Genomic DNA, 26,104 nt, shown 5'->3' with positions numbered 1-26,104 from the left:
GGCGTCGTCCGGACTTCAGCGCGTGAGTCCCGTGCCTCCCCGGGCGGTCACGGGACTCACCGCGGAGTCGACCACCGATCGCTGCCGGCTCGGTGAGGATGCCACCCGGCGTTTCCTCCTGCAGGTCACCCCGCTTTCGGGCTCCGGCCGCATGCTGATGAGCGCGGCACACTGTGGGCCGGCCCGGCTCACTCGCCCGCGGACTGTCCCGACAGCCCTCACCGGCCTGGGATTGCCGGACCGCTGGCAGACCTCCGCATGGACCTCGACCCGGGGCAGGCAGCTCGCCCCCTCCTGCTATGGCGCATGACCGGCGACGGCTCCACGAGCGGTGAAGTATCAATGCCGGTGAGAGGGTGACCAGTTCACGTGCTCCGCGGGCTTTCCGCGGTGGAACTGGCGCTGTGCGCCGGAGCCGAGAGTGCGGCCCAGGACCGTGCCGGCGCCGATGGCTGCAGTGCCGACCAGCGCGGAGACGGCGTAGCCGCCGGCGCCCGGCACGCCGAGGCTGTACTGGAGCAGGCTGCGGTAGACATCGGGGCCCGGCAGGAGTGCCCCGGCGATGCCGGGGACGATGATCGCGCGGGCCGGGAGACGGACGTACGGGCTCAGCGCGCCGCCGAAGAGGCCGAGCACGGTGGAGGCCAGAAGGATCGCCATCGGGGCCGGCAGCGCGAGTACGCGGTGCGCACCCTGGTTGGCCAGGCCGCCGAGGACGCCCGCCGCCGTCGCGTACGGCAGCAGGCGTACCGCGCCGCCCATGAACACCGCATTGCCCAGCGCCCCGACGGCGGCCGTGACCAGCGTGAAGAGCAACGGCAGGGCACGGAAGGCGGTGTTGCGGGCGTCGGTGTCCGCGTCCAGGAGCAGGAAGCCGACGATGACGACGCCGCTGACCATCGCGGCCAGGAACATCCCCACGGAGATCACCCGCGCCGCGGCCATCGTCCGGAAGCCCGAAATGGCGTCCTCCGCCAGCGAGACCACCGAGAGGATGGGCAGCAGCAGAACCATGTTGCCGGCCGCGAGACTCGCGCCTTCCGCACCGCTGAGCGCGCCGACCCGGATCAGAAGCACCGTCAGCGCCACCACCACGGCCGTCTGTACGGCAGTGACGTAAAAGGTCGGCAGGCCGGTGCGGGAGAGGAACCAGCCCGCGCGGTTCTGCAGCAGCAGGACGAGCGGGGCCAGCAGTGCCGCCTTCGCGGTGCCGGAGGCGAGCAGGCACAGCATCGCGGCGAGTACGGCACCTCCGGCCACCGATGTCCACCACGGCCACACGGACTTGGCGCGGATGATGCGGGACAGTTCCGCCTCGGCCGCCTCCAGTCCGGCGCCGTCGATGACGATCTGCCGGGTGAGTGCGTGCAGGTCGCTCAACTGCCGCAGATCACGGCTGTCTTCGGATCCGGTGACCAGAAGCATCACCAGAGGTTCGGTGCCGGGCGGCGCGTACTGGATCTGGATGGAGCGCGCCGTGATGTCGACTTCGAGATGGTCCAGGCCCCAGGACGCGGTGACCGCGACGAGCGCCGACTCGATCGCGCGCGTCTCGGCCCCGGCCAGGAACAGCTGCCGCCCCAGACGCAGCGCGAAGTGCAGGGTCTCCTGCGCCTCGTGGCGGGGGATGTCCCGGGGCGGCGGAGGGACGAGGTTCTCGTACTCGGTGCCGTAGAGCCGGTCCAGCAGCGTGGCCTCGTTCTGCTCCAGCCGTTGCAGACGCTGCCGACGGGCACGCTGCCGGGCGACGACACGGCCCACGGGACGCAGGGAACGCAGCGGCATGAACGGCCTTCCACGCGGGAGAAAACAGAGTCAATGCATCTTATGAGCACAAAACGGAGGTTTCCGGTACGCGACGCACTCACCCGCGACGGTCGCCGACCAGGTGCGGCCGTCGCGCACGATCTGCCCCTTCCGGGCTGATCGCCGCACCCCAGCGCAACGTCCGCAGTGCGCCGACATGCGGCGTGGACAGGCCCGCAGCACGCTGGGATGCGGGCGCGCCTGGCTTCGCCAGCCCGATGGAGGTCTGCCGAAGAGGGTGGTCGATGTGGACCGGGACAACGTCACGGCCGGGCCGTCGGGAGAGGAGGGGGCCTCCGAACCCGGGGGCCTGCTGGATCTTCTGGGGCTCGCGGCGGCGGTACTCGATGACGAGGGCCGGATCATGCTGTGGAGCCCGGAGGCGGAGCGACTCTTCGGCTACAGCGTGGACGAAGCCCTGGGCCAGTACGCGGCCGAGCTCCTCGTTGATCCGCTGCACCAGCCCATGGCGCTGGATTTGTTCAGTCGTGTGCTGGCCGGTGAATCGTGGGCGGGCGGTTTTCCCGTGCGCTGCAAGGACGGCACCCTCTGCCAGACGGAGTTCCGCAATGTGCCGCTCCGGGATGAGCAGCACCGCACGTACGCCCTGGGGATCGCCACTGACCAGAAGCAGCTGCGGGAGGTGGAGACCGGTCTGGCGCTGGCCGCGCGCCTGTTCCATCACGCACCGTTCGGGCTGGCCGTCCTTGATCCCGACCTGCGGTACATGATGGTCAACCCCGCCCTGGAAGAGATCCACGGGATGCCGGCCAGTCAGTCGGTGGGTCTGCGTCCCTCCGAGGTCGCCCCCATGTCGGACACCTCCCAGATCGAAGCGCTCATGCGCCGAGTACTGGCTTCCGGGCAGCCGATCTTGAACCAGTCCATCCTCAGTACCGACCCTGACCCCGAGCGCGTGCACGCATGGTCGGCCTCGTATTACCGGCTGCAGGACGGCCGTGGACGGGTCGTGGGCGTGGGGGTCTCCGTGGTCGATGACACCCAGCGGTACCAGGCGGCTGCCGAGGCCGCCCACGTACGCAAGCGCCTGGCAAGCCTCGCCGAGGCCGGGGTGCGGATCGGCTCCACCCTGGATCTGGAGCGAACCGCTCATGAGCTCGCGGACATCGCGGTGGATGACCTGGCAGATGTGGCCGCGGTCGACGTGCTGGACGTGATCTTCACAGCGGCCGACCCCGCCCTGCCCGATACCGGGGAAGGCGCAGCCTTCCGCCCCCTGGCTGTCGCCGCCCGCCCGCCGACCGACGCAGCGCAGGCCGCCGACCCGGTCGGCGAGGTCGCCCTCTACGCCGCCGACCGCCTGGTCACCCAATGCGTGACCACGGGGCGCCCTGTCGTGGTGCCGCGCCTGGACGCCGAGACACTCAAGCGCGTCGGCAGCGATCCCGACTCCGAGACCCTGGCCCGATCCGGCGCGCACTCCTATCTGGCCGTTCCCCTCAGCGCGCACGGCTGTGTCCTGGGCGCACTCTCACTGCTGCGCGTCCACAACCCACGTCCCTTCGACGCCGAGGACCGCGCCTTCGCCAGCGAACTCGCCGAGCGGGCAGCCATCTGCATCGACAACGCCCGCTGGTACCGCCACGAACGCGACACCGCCCTCGCCCTGCAACGCGCCCTGCTGCCCCTACGCGTGCCCGAGCGCCCAGGACTCGAGATCGCCACCCGCTACCGCCCGGCCCATGACACCTCCGAGATCGGCGGCGACTGGTACGACGCGCTACCCCTGGCAGAGGGCAAAACGGCACTGGTCATCGGCGACGTCATGGGCAGCGGCGTCACGGCCGCCGCCACCATGGGACAACTGCGCACCGCCGCCCGAACCATGGCCCGGCTCAACGTCCCTCCCGCCGACGTGCTGCACCATCTGGACTGGCTCGCCGAAAGCCTCGAGACCTCCTTCGCCACCTGTACCTACGTCACCTGCCAACCCGCCACCGGCCAATGCGAGATCGCCACCGCCGGACACCTGCCGCCCGCACTGGCCCGCCCCGACGGCACCGCCGAACTCATCAACCCGTCCCCCGGACCCCCACTCGGCATCGGCGGCACCACCTTCACCACACACCGGCTCACCCTCGCCCCGCACAGCCGCCTCCTGCTCTACACCGACGGCCTCGTCGAAACCCGAACTGACCCCATCGACAGCCGACTTGAGATCCTCCTCGACCTCCTCACCGGCCCCCGGCACCCCTTGGAGGACACCTGCGACCTCCTCCTGGAACGCCTGCGCAACCCCGGCGCCGGCGACGACGTCGCGCTCCTCCTCGCCCAGAACAACCCCCACGACGGACAGGCACCGACAGGGCAACATCCCTGACGAGGCTTACGCAGCACATCAACTACCGGAAGGCCCCGTGGTTCTACCTGGTGCCGGCCGGCTCACAGCCTCGGCTCCACACCCATACTCACGGGCGACGCCCCGCAGCGTCTTCAGAGACGTAAACCCGGGGAAACCAGGAGTCGCCCGACTGCGCTGTACGGCTGCGACCTGCCCGGCCTTCAGATGGGGAGAGCGGGACCGCCTTGCGCGGTCGAATTTTCACGGCCGGCTCCGTAGGCGGCCATGAACATATCCAGCAATCCGTCGACCGCCTCCTCGTCGATGGGGCGGGTCGACAGCAGGCTGCGGTAGTACAGCGTGCCGCACAGCACCTCGGCGGCGAACTCCAAGTTCGCTTCCGCGATCAGTTCACCGGTGTGCTGGGCACGGGTGATCCGAGCGAGCGTGCTCTGCTCCACGGTGGCCAGGAATCGCTCGTGCAACGTCGCGCGCAGCCGGGAATCGGCCTGAGCCTCGGCGATGATGGCGCGGTAGACGGGGCCGATCGGCGGGCTGGAGAGGGCGAGGCCCGAGCGTAGGAACTGTTCGCGCAAATCCGCGCGGACGTCCCCGGTGTCGCGGTAGTCCAGGTCGCTGGTCCACACGCGGCTGAGCGCGTCGAGCAGCAACGCGGGCATGGACGGCCAGCGTCGGTAGATCGTGTGTTTTCCGACCCCGGCTCGTCGGCCGACCGCCTCGATACTCAGACCCGCGTAGCCGACCTCCGCAGCCAGATCGAGGGTTGCCTGCAGCAGCTCGTCGGTGCGCGCGGCGCCTCGACGTCTCGGTGTGGTGGGCGTGTTGGTCATGCCGCCACCATAACGGCACGAGGTGTGCCGTTGACGCTGACGTGGGTTGTGCGCAATAGTCGCACGCTATCGGCACGGCTCGTGCCGATAGCAGGGGTGGGATGCCGCCTCCTGCGCAATCAAGTTCCAGTACGTCTGGCCTTCGCAGGGAGATCGCCCATGAGCAGCACCGAACTCAGCGCGCACGAGGGATTCACCACCGAGGAACGAGCCGCAATGAAAGACCATGCCCGCGAGCTGAAGACGGCGGCACGCCGCAGCTCGCGTGCGGACAAGGAGGCGGAGGCGAAGCGGGACGTACTCGCGAAGATCGCCGAGATGCGAGGCTCCGACCGGGTCATGGCTGAGCGCGTCCATGCCGTCATCACCGCCGGCGCCCCGACCCTCGAGCCGAAGCTCTGGTATGGCATGCCCGCATACGCGCTGGACGGCAAGGTTGTGTGCTTCTTCCAGAGCGCGGAGAAGTTCAAAGCGCGCTACGCGACGCTCGGGTTCAGCGATCAGGCGAAGCTGGACGAGGGCACCATGTGGGCGGCCGGTTTTGCCCTGACGGAGGTGACGGCCGAGGTGGAGGCTCGGATCGGTGCGCTTGTGAAGCAGGCGGTGCGCTGACTGGTCGTTTCAGAATGGCTGCCCAGCGGGTCGCCGCCTCACGTCAGGCGAGGTCCTTCTCCGAGTAGTTCTGCGACCAGCTGGGCGGCATCGTCTGGTGGTAGCTCGGCCGGCCAGGGGAGTCGCTCGGAGTCGCGGGCCGCGGTGGTCATGACGCGAGTCGCGGAGTCGCGATTGCCGTCCTTGGACAGCGCCCTGGAAGCAATGGCCCGCACGTGCGGAATGGCAGCGGGTCGAGGTGTGTTGGAGTCAGGTATGGCGGATGAGACTGTGGAATTCCTGCCCATCGACTGGGTGAAGGACCAGACGCGGAAGATCCTGGAGACCGGTACCACCGAAGGCATCGACATCCTCGGCTCGCCGGTCGTGATGCTGACCCTGCGCGGCGCGAAGAGCGGCAAGCTGCGCTACACCCCCTTGATGCGGGTGGAGCACGACGGCAAGTACGCGGTGATCGCGTCCAAGGGCGGCGCGCCCGAACACCCCGGCTGGTACTACAACATCAAGGCGTATCCCGAGTTCCCGCTGCAGGACGGGACCGTGACGAAGGAGTACGTCGCCCGCGAGGCGGAGGGCGCCGAGCGGGCCGAGTGGTGGGACCGTGCCGTCGCGGCGTTCCCCTCGTACGCCGAGTACCAGCAGAAGACCGACCGGCAGATCCCCGTCTTCGTGCTCGAACCGAAATAGCGGCCTGCGGGCGGCGTCCGCGTCCCAGCAGCACCGTGAAAGAACCTGAGTCGATCCGGAGGCGCCCCCCGTGCGCGAAACATTGCCGCGGACCCAGGGCAGAGGAGCCTTGGGTCCCCGGCGGGCGAACGCGAGTGGCGGAACAGCGCGTCCACCGCGATGGCGACGGGCGCGCAGGGGCGGCGCTCAGGACTTGACCGTCACCGCGTGTTCCGCCGGTTCGTCCGAAGTGGGCGTTCGTGCCGCGTCGCCCAGCAGGTCCTGTTCGATCTCCTCCAGGCTGCGGCCCTTGGTCTCGGGCAGCATCCTGCGGACGAAGACGTAGGCGAGCAGCGTCATCACTGCGAAGAAGAGGAAGTTGACGCCCGGTCCCACTGCCTTGAGCAGGGCCGGGAAGACGAGTGCAACCGCCATGTTGGACAGCCAGTTGAATGTCACGCACAGGCTCACCGCGGACGCCCGGAGCCGCAGGGGGAACAGTTCGGGGAGCATCACCCACTGCACCGGGCCCCAGGACACGGCGAAGGACGCGATGTAGAGGGCGATGCCGGACAGGGTGAGGACCGACAGCAGCGGGCCGTAACCCAGTCCGGCCAGGTTGGAGATCGTGAGCAGCAGCATGGCCGCGCACATGCCGAGCGCGCCCCAAAGCAGCAGCGGCTTGCGGCCGTTGCGGTCGATGAGCCGCATCGCGGGCAGCGTCATCAGCATGTTGAGCGCGCCGACTCCCATGGTCGCCGCGATCGCGCCGCTGTCCCCGAAGCCGATGTCGGTCAGCAGCGTGGGCGCGTAGTAGATGATCGTGTTGATGCCGACGAAGTTCTGGAAGAAGACCAGCAGCATCCCGGCCGCGAAGGTGCGCCGCAGTGTCGGCGACAACAGGTGCGACAGGCCGAGACGTTCGCTGCTTCCACGTTCGGTACGTACGGTCTCCTCGATCTCGGCGAGTTCGTCGTGGGCGGCCTGTTCGTCGCCGCGGAGCCGGTCGAGGACGCGGCGGGCCTCGTCCTTGCGGCCCTTGCCGACCAGCCAGCGCGGACTCTCCGGCTGTACGAGGATGCCGAGCGCGAGGACCGCGGCCGGGAACACGCCGATGCCGATCATCCAGCGCCAGGCGCCGGAGTCGTGCAGCAGGAAGTCCGTGACGTAGGCGAGGAAAATCCCGACCGTCACGAGGAGTTGCATGAGCGAGGTGAGGCAGCCGCGTACGTGCTTGGGCGCCAGCTCGGTCAGATAGAGCGGCACGACCACCGAGGCGATACCGACGCCGACGCCCATGACGCAGCGGAACGCGATGAGCGACCAGGCGCCGCCGGCGAGAGCCGAGCCCAGGGTGCCGACGATGAAGACGCCGGAGGAGGCGAGGATGACCCGGCGGCGGCCCCAGGCGTCGGACAGCCTGCCGCAGACCCTGGCGCCGAGCATGGCACCCACCAACAGGCCGCTGACGACCGCGCCTTCGAGGAAGGGAGTGAGTTCGATGTCGTCCTTGATGAAGAGCATCGCGCCGGAGATCACGCCGGTGTCGTAGCCCCACAGGATCCCGCCGAGAGCGCCGAAGACCCAGATCATGGCGTTGTTCATACGCTTCTTCACGGTGCTCTCCCTCTCAGCGTCCGGCCGGGGTGATGTGGATCTTCCGGCCGGTGCCGGAGCGGAACGCGGCGACCGCGTCGTCGAACCGGTCCAGCCCGAAGACGTCGCTGACCAGGGGGTCGAGGTTCAGACCGGAGGCGAGCAGGTCGATGGCGGGCTGGAAGCTGTTGTGGACCGCCATCGAACCGAGGATGTCGATCTCGCTGTTGTAGACCCGGAACGGAGACATGGCCGCGGTGTGCTCCGGATCGGCGACCCCGAACTGCAGGAAAGTTCCGCCCTTGCGGACCCGGCCCAGACCGTCCTCGATGGCGGCGACCACGCCCGTCGCGTCGATCACGACCTCGAACCCCTGCGGCCGGTCGAACGCCGCGGCCCCGGTCGCGGTGGCGTCGGCCGCGAAGGACTTGGCGAACGTCAGCCGCTCCTCGTTGGGGTCGACCACGGAGACCGAAGCCGCCCCCGCGCTGCGGACGACGGCCGCCATCATCAGGCCCATGGTGCCCGCGCCGTAGATCAGATAGTGCTCGGCGGGCCGGCGCGGCAGCCGGTTCATGCCGTGCACCGCACACGAGAGCGGCTCCACCAGACCCGCCGCCGCGTCGGACAGGGAGTCCGGCAGGGCGTAACAGCAGCGCGCCGGGACCGCGACGAGCTCGGCGAAGCCGCCGTCGCGCGTGACGCCGACCGCTTTGTACTCGTCGCAGAGGTTCCCGCGGCCGATCCGGCAGTAGTGGCAGGCACCGCACGGCATGTTCGGATCGACGGCCACCCGCGTACCGACGGCCGGCGTGGTCACGCCCTCTCCCCGCGCGACGACCGTGCCGGTCAACTCGTGCCCCGGTACGAGCGGGTAGCGCGCCGAGGGCAGCTCGCCGCCGAGGATGTGCATGTCCGTACCGCACAGCCCGCACGAGGCGACCTCGACCACCACCTCTCCCGCGGCGGGGCTCGGATCGGGTATCTCCGTGGTGGTGAAGTCACCGGGCCCGGTGAAGACGACTGCGCGCATCGGATGCTCCTTCGGCTGGATGGGGATGACCGGTTCCGGGCATGCGGAACCCCGGCCCGGCGGGGTTGATGAGGAAGGGGGCGGCTCAGACGCGGATGACCTGCGGCCCCAGATACGAGTAGCGGCTGGCCTCGGACAGCGGCAGCCCCACATCGGTGACGATCGCGTCGAGATCGGCCACCTCGGCGAACCGGGAGAAACTCACCGCACCGAACTTGGTGTGCACCCCGGCGAAGACCCGCCGGCGGGCACTGCGCACCACCTGCGCCTTGAGCTCGCCGACCACCGGATCGGGGGTGGTCAGCCCGTGGTCACGGGAGATCCCGTTGGCGCCCACGAACGCCAGGTCGATGACGAACGTGGACAGCATCCGGACCGCCCAGTGGCCGATGGTGGCCAGCGTGCCGCCGCGAACACGGCCGCCGAGGAGCAGCACGCCGACGTTCTCCGAACCGGCCAGCGAGCCTGCGACCGCGAGGGACGCCGTGACGACGGTCAACGGCCGGTCACGGGGCAGCGCGTCCGCGATGAGCTTGGGCGTGAAGCCCTCGTCGATGAAGACCGTCTCCGCGCCGTCCAAGAGCTGCACGGCCGCCTCCGCGATCCGCGACTTCTGCGGCACATGCTGCGTCCGGCGGAAGTCGAGAGTGGTCTCGAAACCCGCGCTCTCCACGGGATACGCGCCGCCGTGCGTACGCCGTACGAGCCCGTGCGCCTCCAGCGCGCCGAGATCGCGGCGCACCGTCTCCTTGGACACGTCGAAGCCCGAGGCGAGCTGGATCACGTCGACCGACCCGGTGTGCCGGATGAACTCCAGCATCCGGCGACGGCGCTCCTCGGTGTTCACCCCACACCTCCTCTCCGGGCCTCTTCACGGACTGCGATGCCCGTTCGGGCACACGGCTTGATTCAACCAAGTCTTCACACCTGCTGAACAGGAAAGAAACCCCCAGCGGTGTGACTGTTTCTGACCGTTTCACCGCGCCATCGCCCGGCTCACGCCCGCGACGGAAACGTCAGCGCGCCCGCCGAGTGCCCGTTTCCCCCAGCCCCCGAGCCCGTTTCGCGCCCACCCAGATCGGTGCCCGGTCATCTGCACTGCGGGCTTGTCGTAGCGGGAGAACTCGCCAGCCACGCACGCCAGGCGCGGGTTACTCCAGTCCACCGAGCCTTCGGCTCGGAAGGAAGGCGCGGGCTCAGCCCTCGTCGTCGAACTGGTCCAACAGCGCATCGACCGGCAGCTGTTCGGCGGGGTGGGCAGAGGCTCCGCCACGCAGGTACTGCTCGGTCCAGATCACCTTGCCACCCGGTGTGTAGCGGGTTCCCCAGCGGTGCGCGAACTGCGCGACGAGGAAGAGACCTCGCCCGCCCTCGTCCGTGGTGGACGTGTGGCGAAGATGCGGTGAGGTTCCGCTGCCGTCCGAGACCTCGCAGATGAGGCTGTCGTCAACATGCAGGAGCCGGACCTGGATCGGCGGCCGGCCGTAGCGGACCGCGTTGGTGATCAGCTCGCTGAGGATCAGCTCGGTGGTGTGGCCGATCTCCTCCATGCCCCACTCGCGCAGTCGCTCGGCGCATTCCGTTCGTACCGGCGCCACTGCCGAGGGGGCGTTCTCCACGTGCCATTCGGCGACCTGGGACGGGTCGAGCCGCCGGGTGCGCGCGACCAGCAGCGCGACATCGTCAGAGGGGTGCTCGGGTATGACGGCGTCCGCGACCGCACGAGCGGTGTCCTCGGGGCTGCTGCCCGCCGTCTCCTCCAGAGCCGCGCGGAGCGCGTCGAGACCGGTGTCGATGTCCCGGTTCCGGTTCTCGACCAGGCCGTCGGTGTACAGAACGAGTTGAGCGCCGGCGGGCAGGTGCACTTCCACGGTCTCGAAGGGGTGGCCCCCCACGCCGAGCGGAGGGGAGCCGGGGACGTCCACGTAGCTGACGGTGCCGTCCGGGTACACCGCGGCAGGGCAGTGGTGCCCGGCGCGGGACAGCGTGCAAGAGCCGGTGACGGGGTCGTAGATGGCGTACAGACACGTCGCCCCGGCCACCTCTTCGTACTGCCGCTCGCTCGCGTGGTCGGTGCGGCTGTCCTCGTCATCGATACGGGCGACGAGTTCGTCGAGACGGGCGAGGAGCTCGTCGGGCGACAGGTCGAGGGCGGAGAAGTTGTGTACGGCGGTGCGCAGCCGGCCCATCGTCGCCGCAGCGTGCATCCCGTGCCCGACCACGTCACCTACGACGAGGGCAACACGCGCCCCGGAGAGGGGGATGACGTCGAACCAGTCGCCGCCCACGCCCGCTTCGGCCGGCACATAGCGCCAGGCGGCCTCCAGCGCGGCGTGCTCGGGCAGACCGCGGGGCAGCAGGCTGCGCTGCAGGGTTACCGCCATCGCGTGCTCGCGGGTGTAGCGGCGCGCGTTGTCGATGGCCACCGTGGCCCGCGCCGCCAGCTCTTCTGAGAAGGACACATCGTCCTCGTCGAAGGCGGGCGAGTCGCCGCGGCGCCAGAAGTGCGCGATACCCAGGATCATGCCCCTGGCCCGCAGCGGTACGGTGATCATCGAGTGCAGGCCGTACTCCGGTACCCGCAGCGCACCATCCGGGTCGTGGCGCTCCCACGCCTCCGCGCGTCGCAGATCCGGCTCCAGCACCGCGTGCTCCGCATCGAGGGCCCGCGCCTGTGGCGAACCGGACCGGAACGTGATCGCTTCCCCGACCCCGTACAACGGCAGTCCTGCCGGCTCGTCGCTGAACGCCACCCGCCGCACTCGGCGTTGGACCTGCGGGGGCGGTTCCTGGCCGCGTACGACCTCGTCCAGCAGGTCGACCGCTGCCAGGTCGGCGAAGCCGGGCACCGCCACCGTGGCCAGCTCCGTGGCCGTGCGCGACACGTCCAGCGTCATGCCGATCCGCACCCCCGAGTCGTACAGCAGTTTCAGCCGTTCCCGCGCCACCTGTGCGCGGCCCGAGACGGCTGACAGCTCGGTGGTGTCGCGGAGCGTCACCACGCTGCCGGGCTCCCCGCCGCGCGGTGAGGCGGGTCGGATGTTCACCGCCAGCAGCCGGTCCCCGGACAGAAGCACTTCGTCGGTGACGGGCTGTCCCGAGGCCAGCAGCTGCGCCACAGCCTCGTCCAGACCCAGCTCGCTCACGTGCCGGCGCTCGGTATCGGCGGGCAGATCCAGCAGGCGGCGCGCCTCGTCGTTGGCCAGTACCAGGTGCCCGCCGGAGCCGAGGATGAGCACGCCCTCCCGTACCGCGTGCAGGACGGCGTCGTGGTGCTCGTACATGCGCGTCATCTCAGCAGGCCCGAGACCGTGCGTCTGACGCATCAGCCGTCTGGACACCAGGGCGGTCCCGGCAGTGACGGCCACAAGAGCCCCGGCACCGGCACCGAGGATGATCGGGAGCTGCTGGTTGATCATGCCGGTGACGCTGCGGATGGTGACTCCCGCCGACGACATGCCGACGATGGCGCCGTCGGAGGCCCGCACGGGCACCACCGCCTGGACGAATTCGGTGTCCTTGCCGGTGAGGGGTCCGGTGACCGTCTCCACGGTGGTGCGGCCACGCAGCGAGGGCCCGATCGCGCCGACGAACTTCTTCCCGATCAGTGACGGGTCGGGCTGGGTGTAGCGGATCCCGTCCCGGTTCATGAGCACGACGAAGGCGACACCCGCGTCCTTGCGGGCTGCCTCGGTGAGCGGCTGAAGCTCCTTCGACGGATGCGGGCCCTGCATCGCCTTCGCCACCCCCGGGGCGTGCGCGAACGACTGGGCCACGGCGACCGATTTCTCCCGGGCCCGGCTCGTGGCGTCCCGCTGCGCCTCCACCACCTGGGCCGCCACCGCAGCCGCGACCAGCAGAAGCACCAGCAAGACCTGCAGCATGAAGACCTGACCGGCCGCGCTGCGCAGCCGCAGCAGGGGGAGCCCCCGCTCTCCTGAGCCGGCGGACGGTCGCTCCGGCCGGCTACGGGAGCGGCGGAAAGGCAGCTTCATGGCCCATTCCTAACACCCTTCTCCGCCCCAGGCCCGAGCTTCCACTATGGAGATCGCCGTGTTCGGTGCGGCCGGTCGTGGTGCGCGTGCGCGTGCGCGGACTGCGGTGGAGCGGTTCGGGCCGGATGTGCTGGTCTGAACGGCCCGGCCACCCACCCACAGGGCCTCCGGCATGCCCTTGCGAGGTTGCCGAACTGGGCCCGCCCTACAGGGCGTTGGACGGGCATCCCATTTGCCGCGTGCGATTGCTCGGTTGACCGGCTATGACGGCCTGTCAGCTCCGGTCCTCATACGGTGGGCAGGTCGCCGCTCTCAGCGTTTCTGCGTGGGGACTTGGGCGGAGAAGTGGGTCAGGCGTTGTCGGTCGCGGAGCGGGAAGTGTTGGCGCTCAGGGCCTGGGCTTCGGTGAAGGTGGACCTGTAGGTGGCCGGGGAGACGCCGAGGATGCGGTTGAAGTGGCGGCGCATGGTTGCCGCTGTGCCCATGCCGACCGCTTCGGCGATGTGCCCGATGCTGTCGTCGGTTGATTCGAGCAGTTCCTGTGCGTGGCGGATGCGTTGGGTGAGGAGCCACTGCAGGGGGCTGGTGCCGGTGAGTGCGACGAACCGGCGGTTGAAATGGCGCAGGCTCATGTTCGCCCGGCGGGCGAGGTCGGCGACCGTGACCGGTTCGTCGAGCCGTTCCAGCGTCTCTTCGAGCACGCGCGACATGTCGTACCGGTCCGTGCCCGGCTCGGTGCCGTCGGCCCCGGTCAGGGGCGCGTGGATGAACTGGGCCTGTCCGCCCGCACGGTGCGGGGCCACCACCAGCCGCCGTGCGAGCGTATTGGCCGTCGTCGCGCCGAAGTCGGTGCGGACCATGTGCAGGCAGAGGTCGATGCCGGCGGCTTGTCCCGCCGCGGTGAGCACGTCACCGTCATCGATGTACAGCACGCCGGGGTCCACCCGAACCGACGGGTAGCGCTCGGTCAGTTTCGGGGCGTGCATCCAGTGGGTCGTCGCGCGGCGTCCGTCGAGCAGCCCGGCGGCGGCCAGTACGAACGCTCCCGTGCAGATCGAGGCGATGCGCGCGCCCCGTTCGTGCGCCTCACGTACCGCTTCGACGAGGTCGGCGGGAGGTACGTCCAGGGCCTCGTCGCAGGCGGGAACGATCACCGTGTCGGCGTCCACCAGGTCATCGAGGGTGTGCGGTGTCTCCGAGCGCAGCCATCCCCCGACGCGGGCGCCGGGGGAGGAGCAGACGATGAGCTCGTAGCCGGCCGCGGCGGCGTCCGGATTGCCGGGCCCGAAGATCGTGCAGGGAATCGCCAGTTCGAACAGGGGCATTCCGTCGGTGACGGCCAACGCGACAGCAGCCATGGCACAAATTGTACGCACGACGGCATTCCTGCCGGTTGTGGCCGGCGGCGGTGACGGGGAGCGTCGTTGTCATGACCGAGCAGAAATCCCACGTACACCCCGGGCCCCGAACGGGAGACGCGCAGCACTCCGGCATCGGCGGCCATGCCTGGCTGGCGATCGCGCTGGGCGTCGCGGCAGTCGGCTGGGGGGCGAACCAGTTCGCGCCGCTGCTGCTCATGTACCGCTCCGAACTGGGCGTGGCGACGACGACCGTCTCGGCGACGTACGCCCTGTACGCGGTGGGGCTCATCCCCGGGCTGCTGCTGGGCGGTCCGCTTTCCGACCGGTACGGGCGCCGGCGGATACTGGCGCCCGCGCTGATGACTTCCGCGCTCGCCAGCGGACTGCTCATGCTGGCCGGCTCGGGGACCGGGTGGCTGTTCGCCGGACGGCTGGTGGCGGGTGCCGCCAGCGGGGCGGCGTTCAGCGCGGGCACCGCGTGGATCAAGGAACTCACCGTCAGCGACTCCCGCCGGGACCCACATGCCGGTGCCCGGCGCGCGACGATCGGTATGACCACGGGATTCGCCGTCGGGCCGCTGGTCGCCGGTCTGCTGGCGCAGTTCGGGCCGCGGCCGGTCGTCGTCTCCTACCTGCCCCACGTGGTGCTCACCCTGGCCGCCGTGCCGCTGGTGCTGCGCGCTGCGGAAACGCACGGGGCGAACGCGAGCGCCGCGCTCTGGGCCCCTCTGCGGCTGCCCCGGGCGAGCAGCCACCGGTTCTGGAGCGTCGTCGCCCCGCTGGCGCCGTGGGTGTTCGGCGCGTCCTCGATCGCGATGGCCTATCTGCCCGGGCTGGTGCGGGAGCAACTCGGGGACGACGCGCTGATGTTCAGCGCGTTCGTCACGACGATGACCATGGTCGCCGGGATCCTGGTGCAGCCGCTCGCTCGTCGGGTCCACCATCCGGAGAAGCCCCGCCTCATCGCGACCGCGCTGGGCATCGTGGCGGGCGGACTGGCACTCAGCGCGGTGGCGGCGGCGAGCGCGCAGTGGTGGCTCATCGCCGTGACGGCGTTGGTGCTCGGTGCGGGCTACGGCTGCTGCCTGGTCTGCGGGCTCATGGAGGTGCAGCGGATGGCGAGCCCCCGGAACCTGGGCCGGCTCACCGCGGTCTTCCAGGCCCTCGCCTACCTCGGGTTCGGCGCACCGTACGTGCTGGCCGTGCTCGGGCATGCGCTGACGGCGCCGCAGTTGATGACGCTGGCTGCCGCCCTGGCCGTAGTGACCCTCGCCTGGACCACGTACCGCGCCACGCACGGCCCGGCCCCCGCCCGAGCGGAACCGGAAACAGCGTCCGCTCCGGCACGTACGCCGCATGCACCGGCCGACCGTTCCGCGCCCTGAACGGCGAGGGCCCGTGCGTTCTCCGGTGACGGTCGGCAACTGTCCGCCACCGCGGCCGACATCGGACCCTGACACCGGCTCTCAGCGGCTGCGGCATCTACCGCACGACACGCTTCACGAAGCCGGCCCGCTGCCCGACCGCAGGGTGATCAGGGTGATCTCGCTCGGTGCGAAGACGCGGAAGGGCGGCCCCCAGAAGCCGGTGCCCCGGCTGGTGTAGAGCTGAGTTCGCTCGCCGTGCCGGCTCAGCCCCTGCACCACCGGCTGTTCGAGCCGGACGAGGAAATGGAACGGCCAGATCTGGCCGCCGTGCGTGTGCCCGGAGACCTGCAGGTCGATGTCTGCGGCGGCGGCCTGCCGGATGTACTTGGGCTGGTGGGCGACGAGCAGGACCGGCAGGTCCGGGTCTGCCCCCGCCAACGCGCCGATGAGGTTCGCGCGGTGGCCGGCCAGGCCGGAGAACTCGGCGGTGACATCGTCCACGCCCGCGAGGACGAGGGAGTCCCCGCCGCGCTCCACCACGACATGGCGGTTGTGCAGCGCTTCCCAGCCCAGTTCCGCCATGCGGTCCAGCCAGCCCTGCGCTTCGCCGAAGTACTCGTGGTTCCCCGTGACGTAGACCTTCGCCAGCCGCGACCGGACTGTCCCGAGCGGTGCGGACTGCTCCAGGCGTTGGGCGGGGGTGCCGTCGGCGATGTCGCCGGCGTGGATGACGACGTCCGCTTCCAACGCGTTGACCGCCTCCGCGACGCGCGTGGACCAGGCGGCACGGTTGATCGGCCCGTAGTGGGTGTCGGCCAGCACGACGATCTTCGCCCCGTCCAGGCCGCGTCCGAGCCGTGGGACGGTGACGTCCAGCCTCCTCACCCGGGGTACGCGCATGGCCTCGTGGTGTCCCCAGGACAGCAGCCCGGCCGCGACCACGGCGACGGCCACGGCGACGATCCTGGCCGGGGTTGCGCCGCCGAGGCCGAACACGGTCAGCAGGAGGTGCACCACACCGCCGAGCGCCGACCAGACGAACAGCACCCAGATCACCCCGAGGGTGGTGTCGGCGATGCGAGCCGCCCGGTCGCTCCGCCGGCGTCCGTGGCCCGCGACCATCAGGAACGGGAACGAAACCAGCCCGCAGGCGAAGACGACCGTACCGGCCAGGAAGACCGGAAGGGGCCAGCCGGCGCCCGAGGCGAAAAGTGTCCACCAGGGCAGGAAGAACAGCAGCGCGAGGACGAGCAAGACCGCGGTCCTGCCCAGCCGTTGACGCTTGGGCCGTCGTGGGCTCGAGCCCTCGCCCTCGCCCTCGGTCCCGGCTTCCGGCACGGGCGCGGTCCCGGCTCCGGGCACGGATCCGGCCGCGGCCTCGGGGTCGGCGGCCATGACGGTCTCCGGCCCCTCACTGACCTTTTGCGGGTCCGATTCCGACTGAATGGATTCGCTGCTTGTCACAGGATCTGCGCCGCCCCTCGCTTCTGTTGTCTCGCCACCAGCCTTCATTGTCGCGGGTCGGCCGCCGTGGAGATGGCGCAGGTGCCGCGGACGGCAGTACGGATCACCTCGCGCCTGCGATCCCCGGCACCCGTGTGTCTTCTGCACGGCCTACGGCTCCCGGGCGAACCGGACCCACCTGCGCGCCCGCGGTATCCGCGCCACCATCGCCGAGCCGGCCGACCGGATCCGCAACCGCAGCAACCGCCGCTCGGCAGGCGGCGGTTGTACCGGCAGTCGCACTCAGGCGCTCCTCAAGCGCTCCTCAAGGGGCCAACTTTTCCGGTCCCCTTACTGCCCGTTGCAGGTGGGCTGCATCTCCCTTGCAGGGCGGGTTTCTAGGTTGGTCCGCGTGTACCGGGCTCCCGCCTCCGCGGGAGCACCGACTGCGACTGCGCGCCTGTGCGGCCATGCGCTTTCCACGGCGTGCAGTGCGCATGTCCGCAGCGTCCGAATCCTCGTGGAGATCTCCATGGCGTCAACATCCGGCTCTGTCCGTCTCAGGAACACCCCGTTTGTCATCAAGGAATCGTCCGCTCAATACGAGCGCGCGGTCGGCAGCAGTCTGATGCAGGTGAGCATCACAGGCCGCAAGGGGAAGAGCGTCTTTCTTCCGGACGGACGGGACGTGGTCGAGTTCGTCAACTGCTCCTACCTCGGGCTGGATCTCCATCCTCGCGTGGTCACGGCATCGAAGTCGGTGGAGGAGGAGTGGGGCATGAACTTCTGCTGTGCTCGTTCACGTTTCTCCGTCGAGCCGCAGCGGCTCCTCGAGGAGGAGTTGTCGGCTCTGTTGCGGGGGCGCGCCATCACCTTTCCCTCGACGACCACCGCACACATCTCGCTCATGCCGCTGCTGGCCGGCGGCGTACTTTTCGAGGAGGGCGAGACGCACAAGACGTGCCTGATCTTCGACCAGTTCGCCCACTCGTCCATGCAGTATCTGAAGCCGGTGCTGGCTGCCGAAGCGACGGTGGAGACGGTTTCCCACAACTCGCTCGACGCGCTCAGGCAGCAGGTCACGGCCGCGCGTGCGCGGGGAGAGGTGCCGGTCTACGTGGCCGACGGCATCTACTCGATGGGGGGCCTCTGCCCGGCGCGTGAACTCTTCGATCTGGCAGAGGAATTGGACTTCTTCCTCTATATCGACGACGCCCACGGCCTCGGCATCTTCGGGGAGCGGGGCGAAGGCCAGTTCCTCAGCCAGATCGAGGGCGATCTCCCCGACCGCGTCATCCTGACCTACTCGCTCTCGAAGGGATTCGGTGCCTACGGCGGCGGTCTGCTCGTTCGGGGCGAGTGGCGGGAGCAGCTGATCCGCTCCTACGGCCAGGTCTACGCGTTCTCCGCGGCGCAGACCTTCCAGGCGGTGTACGCGTGCCGCGCCGTGGTGGAGCTGCACCGGGAAGGGGCGATCGCCCCTCTGCAGCAGACCTTGCGCGACCGGGTGGCGCTGTTCGACGAACTCATGGGGTACTCACTGCCGTTCAGCCCCATTCGGATGGTTCCGATCGGGGACGAGGAGAGCGCCCTGAAGGCCGGCGAGGAACTTCTCGACGCCGGCTACTTCGTCTCCGTCGTCTTCTTTCCCATCGTCCGCCGCAAGTCCGCACAGCTGCGGCTGTGCATTGCGGCCAACCACACGGAGGACGACATCCGCGGTGTCGCCGCCGCGCTCCAGCGTGTTCACGCGGAATACGCGACCGCCGGAATCCAGGAGGGCGGGAAATGAAGCGCAAGGAACTCCACGTGGTGATCGGCGCGGGGGTCGCCGGATGCCTCGCCGCGATCACCCGAAGCCGCGCCGGATACGACGTCATCGTCCTGGAGAAGCAGCGGGCGCACTCCGCCGACACGTACCCCGTGTGCACACAGACCAGCAACATCGTCAGTGAGAACCACAGCGGTGCCGAGTACCCCTTCGACCCGCAGAGCGCACGGGACTGCCTGGACGGCCGTATCGAGAACGAGCGCTTCTTCCCCGAGGTGATTTACGGCGGCAAGACGTACAGCCGCATCATCGCCTCCCGGAGCATGATGGACGACGGTCACGACATCGTCGGCCAGTGCCGCGCGAACATGGACGTCATCCGCACGCACTATGCCCGGCGTTGTGAGGAGGACCCGGCGAACGCCGTCTTCGGCGAGCCGTCGGAAATCTGTCGCGAGGTCCCGGCGGTGGAGGGCGTCGCAGATGTGGCGGCCGGCTTCCTGACCCCGCAGCGGGGAATGAACCCGGTGCTCGTCTCCACGGTGCTGGAGTGGGAACTGCGGCTGTGCGGTGTGGACTTCCGCGAAGGCAGCACTGTGGGGCCGGTGAACCGCCGCGCCGACGGCCGGTACGAAATCCGCTACACGGCGGCCGACGGCACCGGACACACCCTGGTCGCGGACCAGGTCAGCCTCTGCTGCGCGACGGCGGCCTTCGGAATGGCCAAGCGGCTCAACCCGGAAATCGAGTTCCCGAAGCTCTTCATGGCCCTGCGGGAGATCCTCTACGTCGACCTCCCCGACGGCACGGACAAGAACTTCACCTGCCTGAAGCTGGAGGACTCCTACGGAGGAATGCTCAGTCCGCTCAACGAGCACGTCGCGATGATCTACCATCCGCCGGCCGCGCACATGATGAACATCGTGATGGACCCGGTCTCCTGCGAATTCCCGGCCGAGTACGCGGGCTACCTCGCCGAAGGCCATCCGGAAGTGCGGGAGCGCGCCGAGCGGACGGTGCTCCGGCTGCGGGACTTCTACCCGGAGCTGAGCAAGTCCGAGATCCTGGGGACCTATCTGAAGGTCGCCATCAACACGGTCTCCGACTCGCGTATGCGGCGGAACATCGGAGTATTCGGTGTCCATTCCGGTGCCACGATGACTGTGCTGCCCAAGTGGACCATGTGCGCGGTCAATGCCAGGAAGGAACTGGCGCTGGCCCTGGAGCACTCCCTGGCGGCCGGAAATGTGGAGGCGGACGAGGCCCGGGAGATTCTCGCCGGTGCCACGCGCACCTGCTGGGACACGGTGCCCGACTGGGCCGGGAAGCCGGAATCGCTGACCGCTCGGGCGGAGAAGCACGCGGCCAATATGCGGGTGCCCAAGGCGCTTGCCCTCAGGTTCAGTTGAGAAGGGAGGAATGCATGTCGCCGCAAACCATTGTGATCACGGGTGCCGGCATGGGAATCGGTGCGGAGACGGCCAGGTGGCTCGCCCCCGGAAACCGGCTCATTCTGCAGTACCACACGTCGAAAGCGGACGCCCTCGCCCTGCAGGACGAGCTGAAGTGCGTCAGCGCCGGTATCGAGGTGGTCGAGGCGGATCTGAGTACGGAAGCGGGCTGCACGGCGCTGTTCGAGGAGATCAGCAAGCGCGCCGACGCACTGGACGTCCTCGTCAACAACGCGGGCGGAATGATCGAGCGGCAGTCCGTCGAGGGCCTCACATGGGATCACCTCGTGGCGACGTTCGCGTTGAACACCTTCTCGGCGATGCGAATGACCAGTCTGTGCACCGGACTTCTCCGCAAGGGAATCCGCCCGTGTGTCGTGAACGTGACCTCGATCGCCATGCGTCACGGGGCGCCGACCGCGACGGCGTACGGCGCGTCCAAGGCCGCCTTGGACGCATTCACCCGGGGCGCCGCCAACGAACTCGCCCCGCTCGTCCGCGTCAACGCGGTGGCGCCCGGCATCATCGACACCCGCTTCCACGAGCGCGTGACACCCGAGGCGAAGATGCGGCAGTTCATCGAGAGCACCCCGCTCAAGCGCGCGGGAACGGTGGACGACGTCGCGCGTACGGTCGCGTACCTGGTCGAGAGCACCTTCCTCACCGGAGAAACGATCGACTGCAACGGCGGCCTCTCGATGCGGTAGACGACCCGCCGGCTGCTCCCTCGGCTCCTCAACACCGCGCCCCCGTCACCGAGTAGAGCTCCGCACAGAGCAGGGCTCCGCACAGAGCAGGGCTCCGCAACGCGTGGGGCTCCTCCCCAACGCGTAAGGCCCGATTCCGCACCGCGTACAGAAAGGCCAACCCGCCCATGCGTAAACGCGTTCTTGTCACAGGTGGCGCCGGATTCATCGGGTCGCATCTCTGCGAGCGATTACTGGACGAAGGCCATGAAGTCGTCTGCATGGACAACCTCTTCACCGGACGGCGCCGCAACATCGGCCACCTGCTGGGCAACCCCCACTTCGAATTCGAGCGGCACGACGTCGCCGAGCCGATGCACATCGAAGTCGACCACATCTACCACCTAGCCTGTCCGGCTTCCCCCGTGCATTACCAGCGGAATCCGGTGCGGACCATCCGTACCTGCGTGCAAGGCACGTTGAACACTCTGGAACTGGCACGGGAAACCGGCGCCCGGCTGTTCGTCTCGTCCACCTCCGAGGTGTACGGCGACCCCGAGACGCATCCCCAGCAGGAGAACTACTGGGGGCACGTCAATCCCATCGGTCCCAGGGCGTGTTACGACGAGGGAAAGCGCTGTGCGGAGGCGCTCGCGGTCAGCTTCGCGCGGCAGTACGGCGTGCAGATCCGGCTCGGACGGATCTTCAACACGTACGGCCCGCGCATGCACGAGAACGACGGCAGGGTGGTGTCGAACTTCGCGGTGCAGGCGCTGCGCGGCGAACCCCTGACCCTCTACGGCGACGGCAGCCAGACACGGTCCTTCTGCTACGTCGACGACCTCGTCGAGGCCATCGTCCGCTTCATGGAGGCCGAAACCGGCGCCGAGCCGGTGAACCTGGGCAACCCGCGGGAGACCACCGTCGAGCAGCTCGCCAAGGAGATCAAGCGGCTCGCCGGCTCGCCGTCCGAACTGGTCCTCCAGCCGCTGCCCGAGGACGACCCCACCCGCCGCCGTCCCGACATCTCGCGCGCCGACGCGCTGTTCGACTGGGAGCCGAAGACCGACCTGGAGGAGGGACTGCGCCGCACCGTCGCCGACTTCTCCCGCCGACTGGCCCTGGCCGATGCGCAGTGCCCCGGCAGCAGCCGGGCGCGGCCCGTCGCAGCACAGCAGGGGGCTTCCCGATGACGGAAACGACAGCCCCCGAGACAGCGTCGACGAGGACAACGCCGACCAGGACAGGGCCGGCCAGGACAGCGTCGACGGATACAGCGTCGTCCGGTACAAGGCCGTCCAACACGGCGTCGCCCGGCCCGGCCCCTCACTTCGTCGCGGACCGGCTGCGCGGCCTGGCCCAGTCGGACATCCGGCGCATGAGCCGGGAGAGCGACCGGGCCGGCGCCATCAACCTCGGGCAGGGACTCTGCGACCTGCCGACCCCTCCCGCCGTCGCCGCGGCGGCCAAGGCGGCGATCGATGCCAACGAGAGCAGCTACACCTATCCGGAAGGGAATCTCGCGCTGCGCCGGGCGATCGCGGAGAAAGTGGCGAGGGACAACGCCCTCCAGGCCGATCCCGAGGGCGAGATCGTGGTCACCGCGGGCGCGACCGGTGCGTACGCCGCGGCCATCAACGCGCTGCTCAACCCCGGCGACGGCATCCTGATCATGGAGCCGTACTACGGCTATCACGTCAACGGCGCCGTGATAGCCGGGCTCGTACCGCAGTTCCTCACCCTCGCGGCACCGGAGTTCACCCTCACCGAGCAGGCGCTGCGGGCGGCGCTGCACCCCAACACCCGCGCCATCGTGGTGTGCACACCGTCGAACCCCAGCGGCAAGATGTTCAGCCGGACGGAACTCGAAGCGGTCGCGCGGGTCGCGCACGACCGGGACCTGCTCGTCATCAGCGACGAGATCTACGAGTACATCCGCTACGACGGACGGCCGCACCTCTCGCCCGCCACGGTCGGGGACCTGCGGCCCCGCTCGGTCACCATCATGGGACTGTCGAAGACCTTCAGCATCACCGGATGGCGCCTCGGCTACACGGTGGCACCCGAGCCGCTGTCCCGAGCGATAGCACTGGTCAACGACCTGTATTACGTATGCGCTCCCACTCCGATGCAGCACGGTGTGCTGGCCGGCTTCGCGCTGCCGCCCTCCTACTTCGACGGGCTGGCGTCCGAATACCAGGGCAAGCGCGACCAGTTGTGCGGGGCGCTGGCCGCGGCCGGCATGGCGCCCATCGTCCCGGACGGGGCGTACTACGTCCTCGCCGACATCTCCGACTGGGGTTTCGGCACCGCCCGCGACGCGGCGATGGCGCTCCTGGAGAACGGGGGCGTGGCGTCGGTCCCGGGGAGCGCCTTCCACCAAGGGGCGGCCGGCGAGGGACTGCTGCGGTTCTGCTTCGCCAAGGAGGACGCGGCGATCGAGGAGGCGTGCCGCCGCATCCGCCGCTTCCGCCCCCAGGACGCCCTCGTCACGGCGGCGTACGGCAGCGGGGCAAGCCAGGCACGGCAGCCATGGGAATGGCAGACGCCGGGATGAACGCCTCACGACAAGGAGTCCTCTACGGGATCGGCGCCTACGTCCTGTGGGGCCTGTTTCCGCTGTACTTCCGGCTGTTGGAGAGTTCCAGCGCCCTGGAGATCCTGCTGCACCGGCTCCTGTGGACGCTGCCCGTCTGCCTGCTCGTCGTCGCGGCCACCGGCGCCCTCCGCCAGCTGCGCACAGTGCTCCGCGACCGGCGGCGTACGGCCGGACTGGCGGGCGCTGCCGGTGCGCTCGCGGTCAACTCCGGCTGCTACGTCTACGCCGTGAACTCGGGCCACGTCATCGAGGCGTCACTCGGGTACTTCATCAACCCGCTGCTCACGGTCGCCCTCGCCGTCCTCGTCCTGCGCGAACGGCTGCGCCCCCTGCAGTGGGTGGCGGTCTCCATGGGCGTGCTGTCCGTCGTCGTCCTCACCGTCGACTACGGCAGGCTGCCGTGGATCGCGCTGACCCTCGCCACCTCCTTCGCCCTCTACGGACTGATCAAGAAGCGCGTGGGCGGGGGAGTGGGGGCCATCGTCGGGCTCACGACCGAGGCGCTCACCCTCGCCCCGGTGGCCGCCGGCGGCCTGGCCGTCTGTGTGGCCACCGGCCACGGGACGTTCACCCTCGACGCACCCTGGCACGCCGTACTGCTCGCCGCGGGTGGCGTGACGGTCGCCAGTCCGCTTCTGCTGTTCGCGGCCGCGGCCCGGCGGATCCCGCTCACCACGATCGGCCTGCTGCAGTACCTGACACCGGTGCTCCAACTGCTGATCGGTGTCCTGCTGTTCCACGAGTCGATGCCCGCTTCGCGCTGGAGCGGCTTCGTCCTGATCTGGCTCGCCCTGGCACTGCTCAGCGCGGACGGACTGAGCAAGAGGTCTCAGGAGAAGACGGCTGCCACCCCCTCGTCCCTGGCGAGCCGCCCGGCCGACCGGCCGGATGACCCAGCACCGACCAGCCAGTCGGCACCATGAGTCCGAGGAGTCCGTTGTGAAGTTTCCTGTGAAGTCCCTTGCGAAGAACGAGGCTGCGAAGAACGAGGCTAAAACGCGCGAGGCTGTGAAGAACGAGGCTGTGCAGTACGCGGCCGAAGCAGGCCCTGTCGCGCCGCCGTTACCGCGTACCCGCCGAGTCACCGTGATCGGTACGGGATATCTGGGAGCCACCCATGCGGTCTGCATGGCCGCCCTCGGGTTCGAGACCTTGGGCATGGACGTGGACCCCGAGAAGGCCGCGTCCCTGTCGGCCGGCCGGCTTCCCTTCCACGAACCCGGGCTCGAACCGTTGCTGCGCAGCCAACTGGCCGCGGGGCGGCTGCGGTTCACCACCTCCTACGAAGAGGTGGCGGCCTTCGCCGATGTGCACTTCTCGTGCGTGGGAACCCCGCAGCGTACCGACGGGCCGGGCGCCGACCTCCGCTGTGTGGACGCGGTCGTGGAAGGGCTCGGCCCCCATCTGACACGTCCCTGTCTCCTGGTGGGCAAGTCCACCGTCCCGGTCGGCACAGCCGAACGGCTGGCGTCCCGGCTCGCGGTACTGGCACCGGCGGGACGGGACGCCGAAGTGGCATGGAACCCGGAGTTCCTCCGCGAGGGATCCGCGGTGCAGGACACCCTGCGGCCGGACCGGCTGGTCTTCGGAGTCGCCTCGGACCGGGCGGAGCGGCTGCTGCGCACGGTCTACGCACCGCTGCTCACGCCGGCGGACGGCGCCGAACCGGTACCCCTGGTGGTCGCCGACCTCGCGACCGCGGAACTGGTCAAGGTCGCGGCGAACTCGTTCCTGGCCACGAAGATCTCCTTCATCAACGCCATGGCGGAGGTGTGCGAGGCGGCGTGGGCGGATGTCGTACGGCTGGCTGAGGCGCTCTCGTACGACCCGCGGATCGGCGGCCGATTCCTGCGCCCGGGTGTCGGTTTCGGCGGGGGCTGCCTGCCCAAGGACATCCGTGCGTTCGCGGCACGGGCCGAAGAACTGGGCGTGGGCCCGGCCGTGGGGTTCCTCCACGAAATGGACGAGGTCAACCTGCGGCGGCGTACCGCGGTGGCCGACCTGGCCAGGGAGCTCGGTGGCGGATCCCTCGCAGGGCGGCGGATCACGGTGCTCGGAGCGGCTTTCAAGCCCGACTCCGACGACATCCGTGACTCCCCGGCGCTCGCCGTGGCCGACCGGATCCAGCAGGAAGGCGCCGAAGTGACCGTCTTCGACCCGAAGGCGATGGACAACGCTCGCAAGTCGTTCCCCGCGCTGGCCTTCGCCGACTCGGTCACCGAGGCTGCCCACGGAGCCGACGTGATGCTGCATCTGACCGAGTGGCCGGAATTCCGGAACATCGACCCCGCCGAGCTGAGCGGCTTGGTGGCACACCGGCGCATCGTCGACGGCCGCAACACCCTCGACGCCTCCCGCTGGCGCGCGGCCGGCTGGGACTACCGGGCTCTGGGCCGCACGTGAACCGCGAAGGACCTGTGGGCCCTGCCGTACATGCCGTGGGCGGGACACGGGATTGGTCTACATATTCGGCGAGCAACGTCGCATATCTGTAGCACGATTCGGCTACCCTGGAGGAACAGCCAACAGGGGAGCCTCGATTGACCAAGTCGCCCGATGACGCGC

At 69.5% G+C, this 26,104-nt stretch carries 19 protein-coding genes; 11 read left to right on the top strand and 8 right to left on the bottom strand.

What is annotated here, in order from left to right:
• Positions 1–339 precede the first annotated feature (339 nt).
• On the bottom strand, positions 340–1,785 hold the full coding sequence (locus AC3AGO_RS01540; protein ID WP_487818244.1) for a threonine/serine exporter family protein: 1,446 nt from the start codon (positions 1,783–1,785) through the stop codon (positions 340–342).
• A 259-nt stretch (positions 1,786–2,044) separates the two neighbouring features.
• Here AC3AGO_RS01540 and AC3AGO_RS01535 point away from each other — a divergent pair, with 259 nt between their 5' ends.
• Entirely contained in the window at positions 2,045–4,147 is a 2,103-nt protein-coding gene (locus AC3AGO_RS01535) for a SpoIIE family protein phosphatase (protein ID WP_487818243.1), read from the top strand.
• 182 nt (positions 4,148–4,329) lie between these two features.
• Here AC3AGO_RS01535 and AC3AGO_RS01530 read toward each other — a convergent pair whose 3' ends face one another.
• Positions 4,330–4,959: a TetR/AcrR family transcriptional regulator gene (locus AC3AGO_RS01530; protein WP_487818242.1), complete on the bottom strand. Its 630-nt coding sequence runs from the start codon at positions 4,957–4,959 to the stop codon at positions 4,330–4,332.
• Between the two features lie 159 nt (positions 4,960–5,118).
• On the opposite strand from AC3AGO_RS01530, the gene AC3AGO_RS01525 reads away from it, so the two are divergent.
• Complete coding sequence (locus tag AC3AGO_RS01525) at positions 5,119–5,571, top strand: iron chaperone (RefSeq protein ID WP_487818241.1); 453 nt, start codon at positions 5,119–5,121, stop codon at positions 5,569–5,571.
• Positions 5,572–5,826: 255 nt separating this feature from the next.
• Positions 5,827–6,258, top strand: a complete 432-nt coding sequence (locus tag AC3AGO_RS01520) for a nitroreductase family deazaflavin-dependent oxidoreductase (protein WP_487818240.1) — start codon at positions 5,827–5,829, stop codon at positions 6,256–6,258.
• A gap of 186 nt (positions 6,259–6,444) precedes the next feature.
• Here AC3AGO_RS01520 and AC3AGO_RS01515 read toward each other — a convergent pair whose 3' ends face one another.
• The 5 genes from AC3AGO_RS01515 to AC3AGO_RS01495 form a co-directional block, all read right to left on the bottom strand.
• Entirely contained in the window at positions 6,445–7,854 is a 1,410-nt protein-coding gene (locus AC3AGO_RS01515) for a sugar porter family MFS transporter (protein WP_487818239.1), read from the bottom strand.
• Between the two features lie 13 nt (positions 7,855–7,867).
• Positions 7,868–8,866, bottom strand: coding sequence for a zinc-dependent alcohol dehydrogenase family protein (locus AC3AGO_RS01510; RefSeq protein ID WP_487818238.1), 999 nt, complete (start codon positions 8,864–8,866; stop codon positions 7,868–7,870).
• Between the two features lie 85 nt (positions 8,867–8,951).
• Positions 8,952–9,713, bottom strand: a complete 762-nt coding sequence (locus AC3AGO_RS01505; protein ID WP_487818237.1) for a DeoR/GlpR family DNA-binding transcription regulator — start codon at positions 9,711–9,713, stop codon at positions 8,952–8,954.
• 349 nt (positions 9,714–10,062) lie between these two features.
• Positions 10,063–12,861, bottom strand: coding sequence for a SpoIIE family protein phosphatase (locus AC3AGO_RS01500; protein WP_487818236.1), 2,799 nt, complete (start codon positions 12,859–12,861; stop codon positions 10,063–10,065).
• A 350-nt stretch (positions 12,862–13,211) separates the two neighbouring features.
• Positions 13,212–14,219, bottom strand: a complete 1,008-nt coding sequence (locus tag AC3AGO_RS01495; protein WP_487818235.1) for a GlxA family transcriptional regulator — start codon at positions 14,217–14,219, stop codon at positions 13,212–13,214.
• 71 nt (positions 14,220–14,290) lie between these two features.
• Between AC3AGO_RS01495 and AC3AGO_RS01490 the strand changes: the two genes are divergently transcribed.
• Complete coding sequence (locus AC3AGO_RS01490) at positions 14,291–15,607, top strand: MFS transporter (RefSeq protein ID WP_487818234.1); 1,317 nt, start codon at positions 14,291–14,293, stop codon at positions 15,605–15,607.
• Between the two features lie 114 nt (positions 15,608–15,721).
• Here AC3AGO_RS01490 and AC3AGO_RS01485 read toward each other — a convergent pair whose 3' ends face one another.
• Entirely contained in the window at positions 15,722–16,927 is a 1,206-nt protein-coding gene (locus tag AC3AGO_RS01485) for a metallophosphoesterase (protein WP_487824507.1), read from the bottom strand.
• 106 nt (positions 16,928–17,033) lie between these two features.
• On the opposite strand from AC3AGO_RS01485, the gene AC3AGO_RS01480 reads away from it, so the two are divergent.
• From AC3AGO_RS01480 to AC3AGO_RS01450, 7 genes are all read left to right on the top strand, one after another.
• Entirely contained in the window at positions 17,034–18,824 is a 1,791-nt protein-coding gene (locus AC3AGO_RS01480; protein WP_487818233.1) for an aminotransferase class I/II-fold pyridoxal phosphate-dependent enzyme, read from the top strand.
• The gene (locus AC3AGO_RS01475; protein WP_487818232.1) at positions 18,821–20,212 is read left to right on the top strand and encodes an FAD-dependent oxidoreductase; all 1,392 of its coding nucleotides are present in this window, start codon (positions 18,821–18,823) and stop codon (positions 20,210–20,212) included. Before AC3AGO_RS01480 ends, AC3AGO_RS01475 begins: the two co-directional genes overlap by 4 nt.
• 14 nt (positions 20,213–20,226) lie before the next feature.
• A complete protein-coding gene (locus AC3AGO_RS01470; protein WP_487818231.1) occupies positions 20,227–20,961 on the top strand; it encodes an SDR family NAD(P)-dependent oxidoreductase in 735 nt (244 codons plus the stop codon).
• Between the two features lie 167 nt (positions 20,962–21,128).
• Positions 21,129–22,133 carry a UDP-glucuronic acid decarboxylase family protein gene (locus AC3AGO_RS01465; protein ID WP_487818230.1) on the top strand — a complete coding sequence of 335 codons (1,005 nt, stop codon included), beginning with the start codon at positions 21,129–21,131 and terminating at the stop codon, positions 22,131–22,133.
• Positions 22,134–22,318: 185 nt separating this feature from the next.
• Positions 22,319–23,497 carry a pyridoxal phosphate-dependent aminotransferase gene (locus tag AC3AGO_RS01460; protein WP_487818229.1) on the top strand — a complete coding sequence of 393 codons (1,179 nt, stop codon included), beginning with the start codon at positions 22,319–22,321 and terminating at the stop codon, positions 23,495–23,497.
• On the top strand, positions 23,473–24,462 hold the full coding sequence (rarD, locus tag AC3AGO_RS01455) for an EamA family transporter RarD (RefSeq protein WP_487818228.1): 990 nt from the start codon (positions 23,473–23,475) through the stop codon (positions 24,460–24,462). The genes AC3AGO_RS01460 and rarD overlap by 25 nt, the downstream gene beginning before the upstream one ends.
• Before the next feature lie 163 nt (positions 24,463–24,625).
• Entirely contained in the window at positions 24,626–25,942 is a 1,317-nt protein-coding gene (locus AC3AGO_RS01450; protein ID WP_487818227.1) for a UDP-glucose dehydrogenase family protein, read from the top strand.
• The last annotated feature ends 162 nt before the right edge of the window (positions 25,943–26,104 follow it).

The sequence above is a fragment of the Streptomyces sp. BL1 genome (genome assembly GCF_057628045.1).
This window is presented reverse-complemented; position numbering and strand designations above follow the sequence as displayed.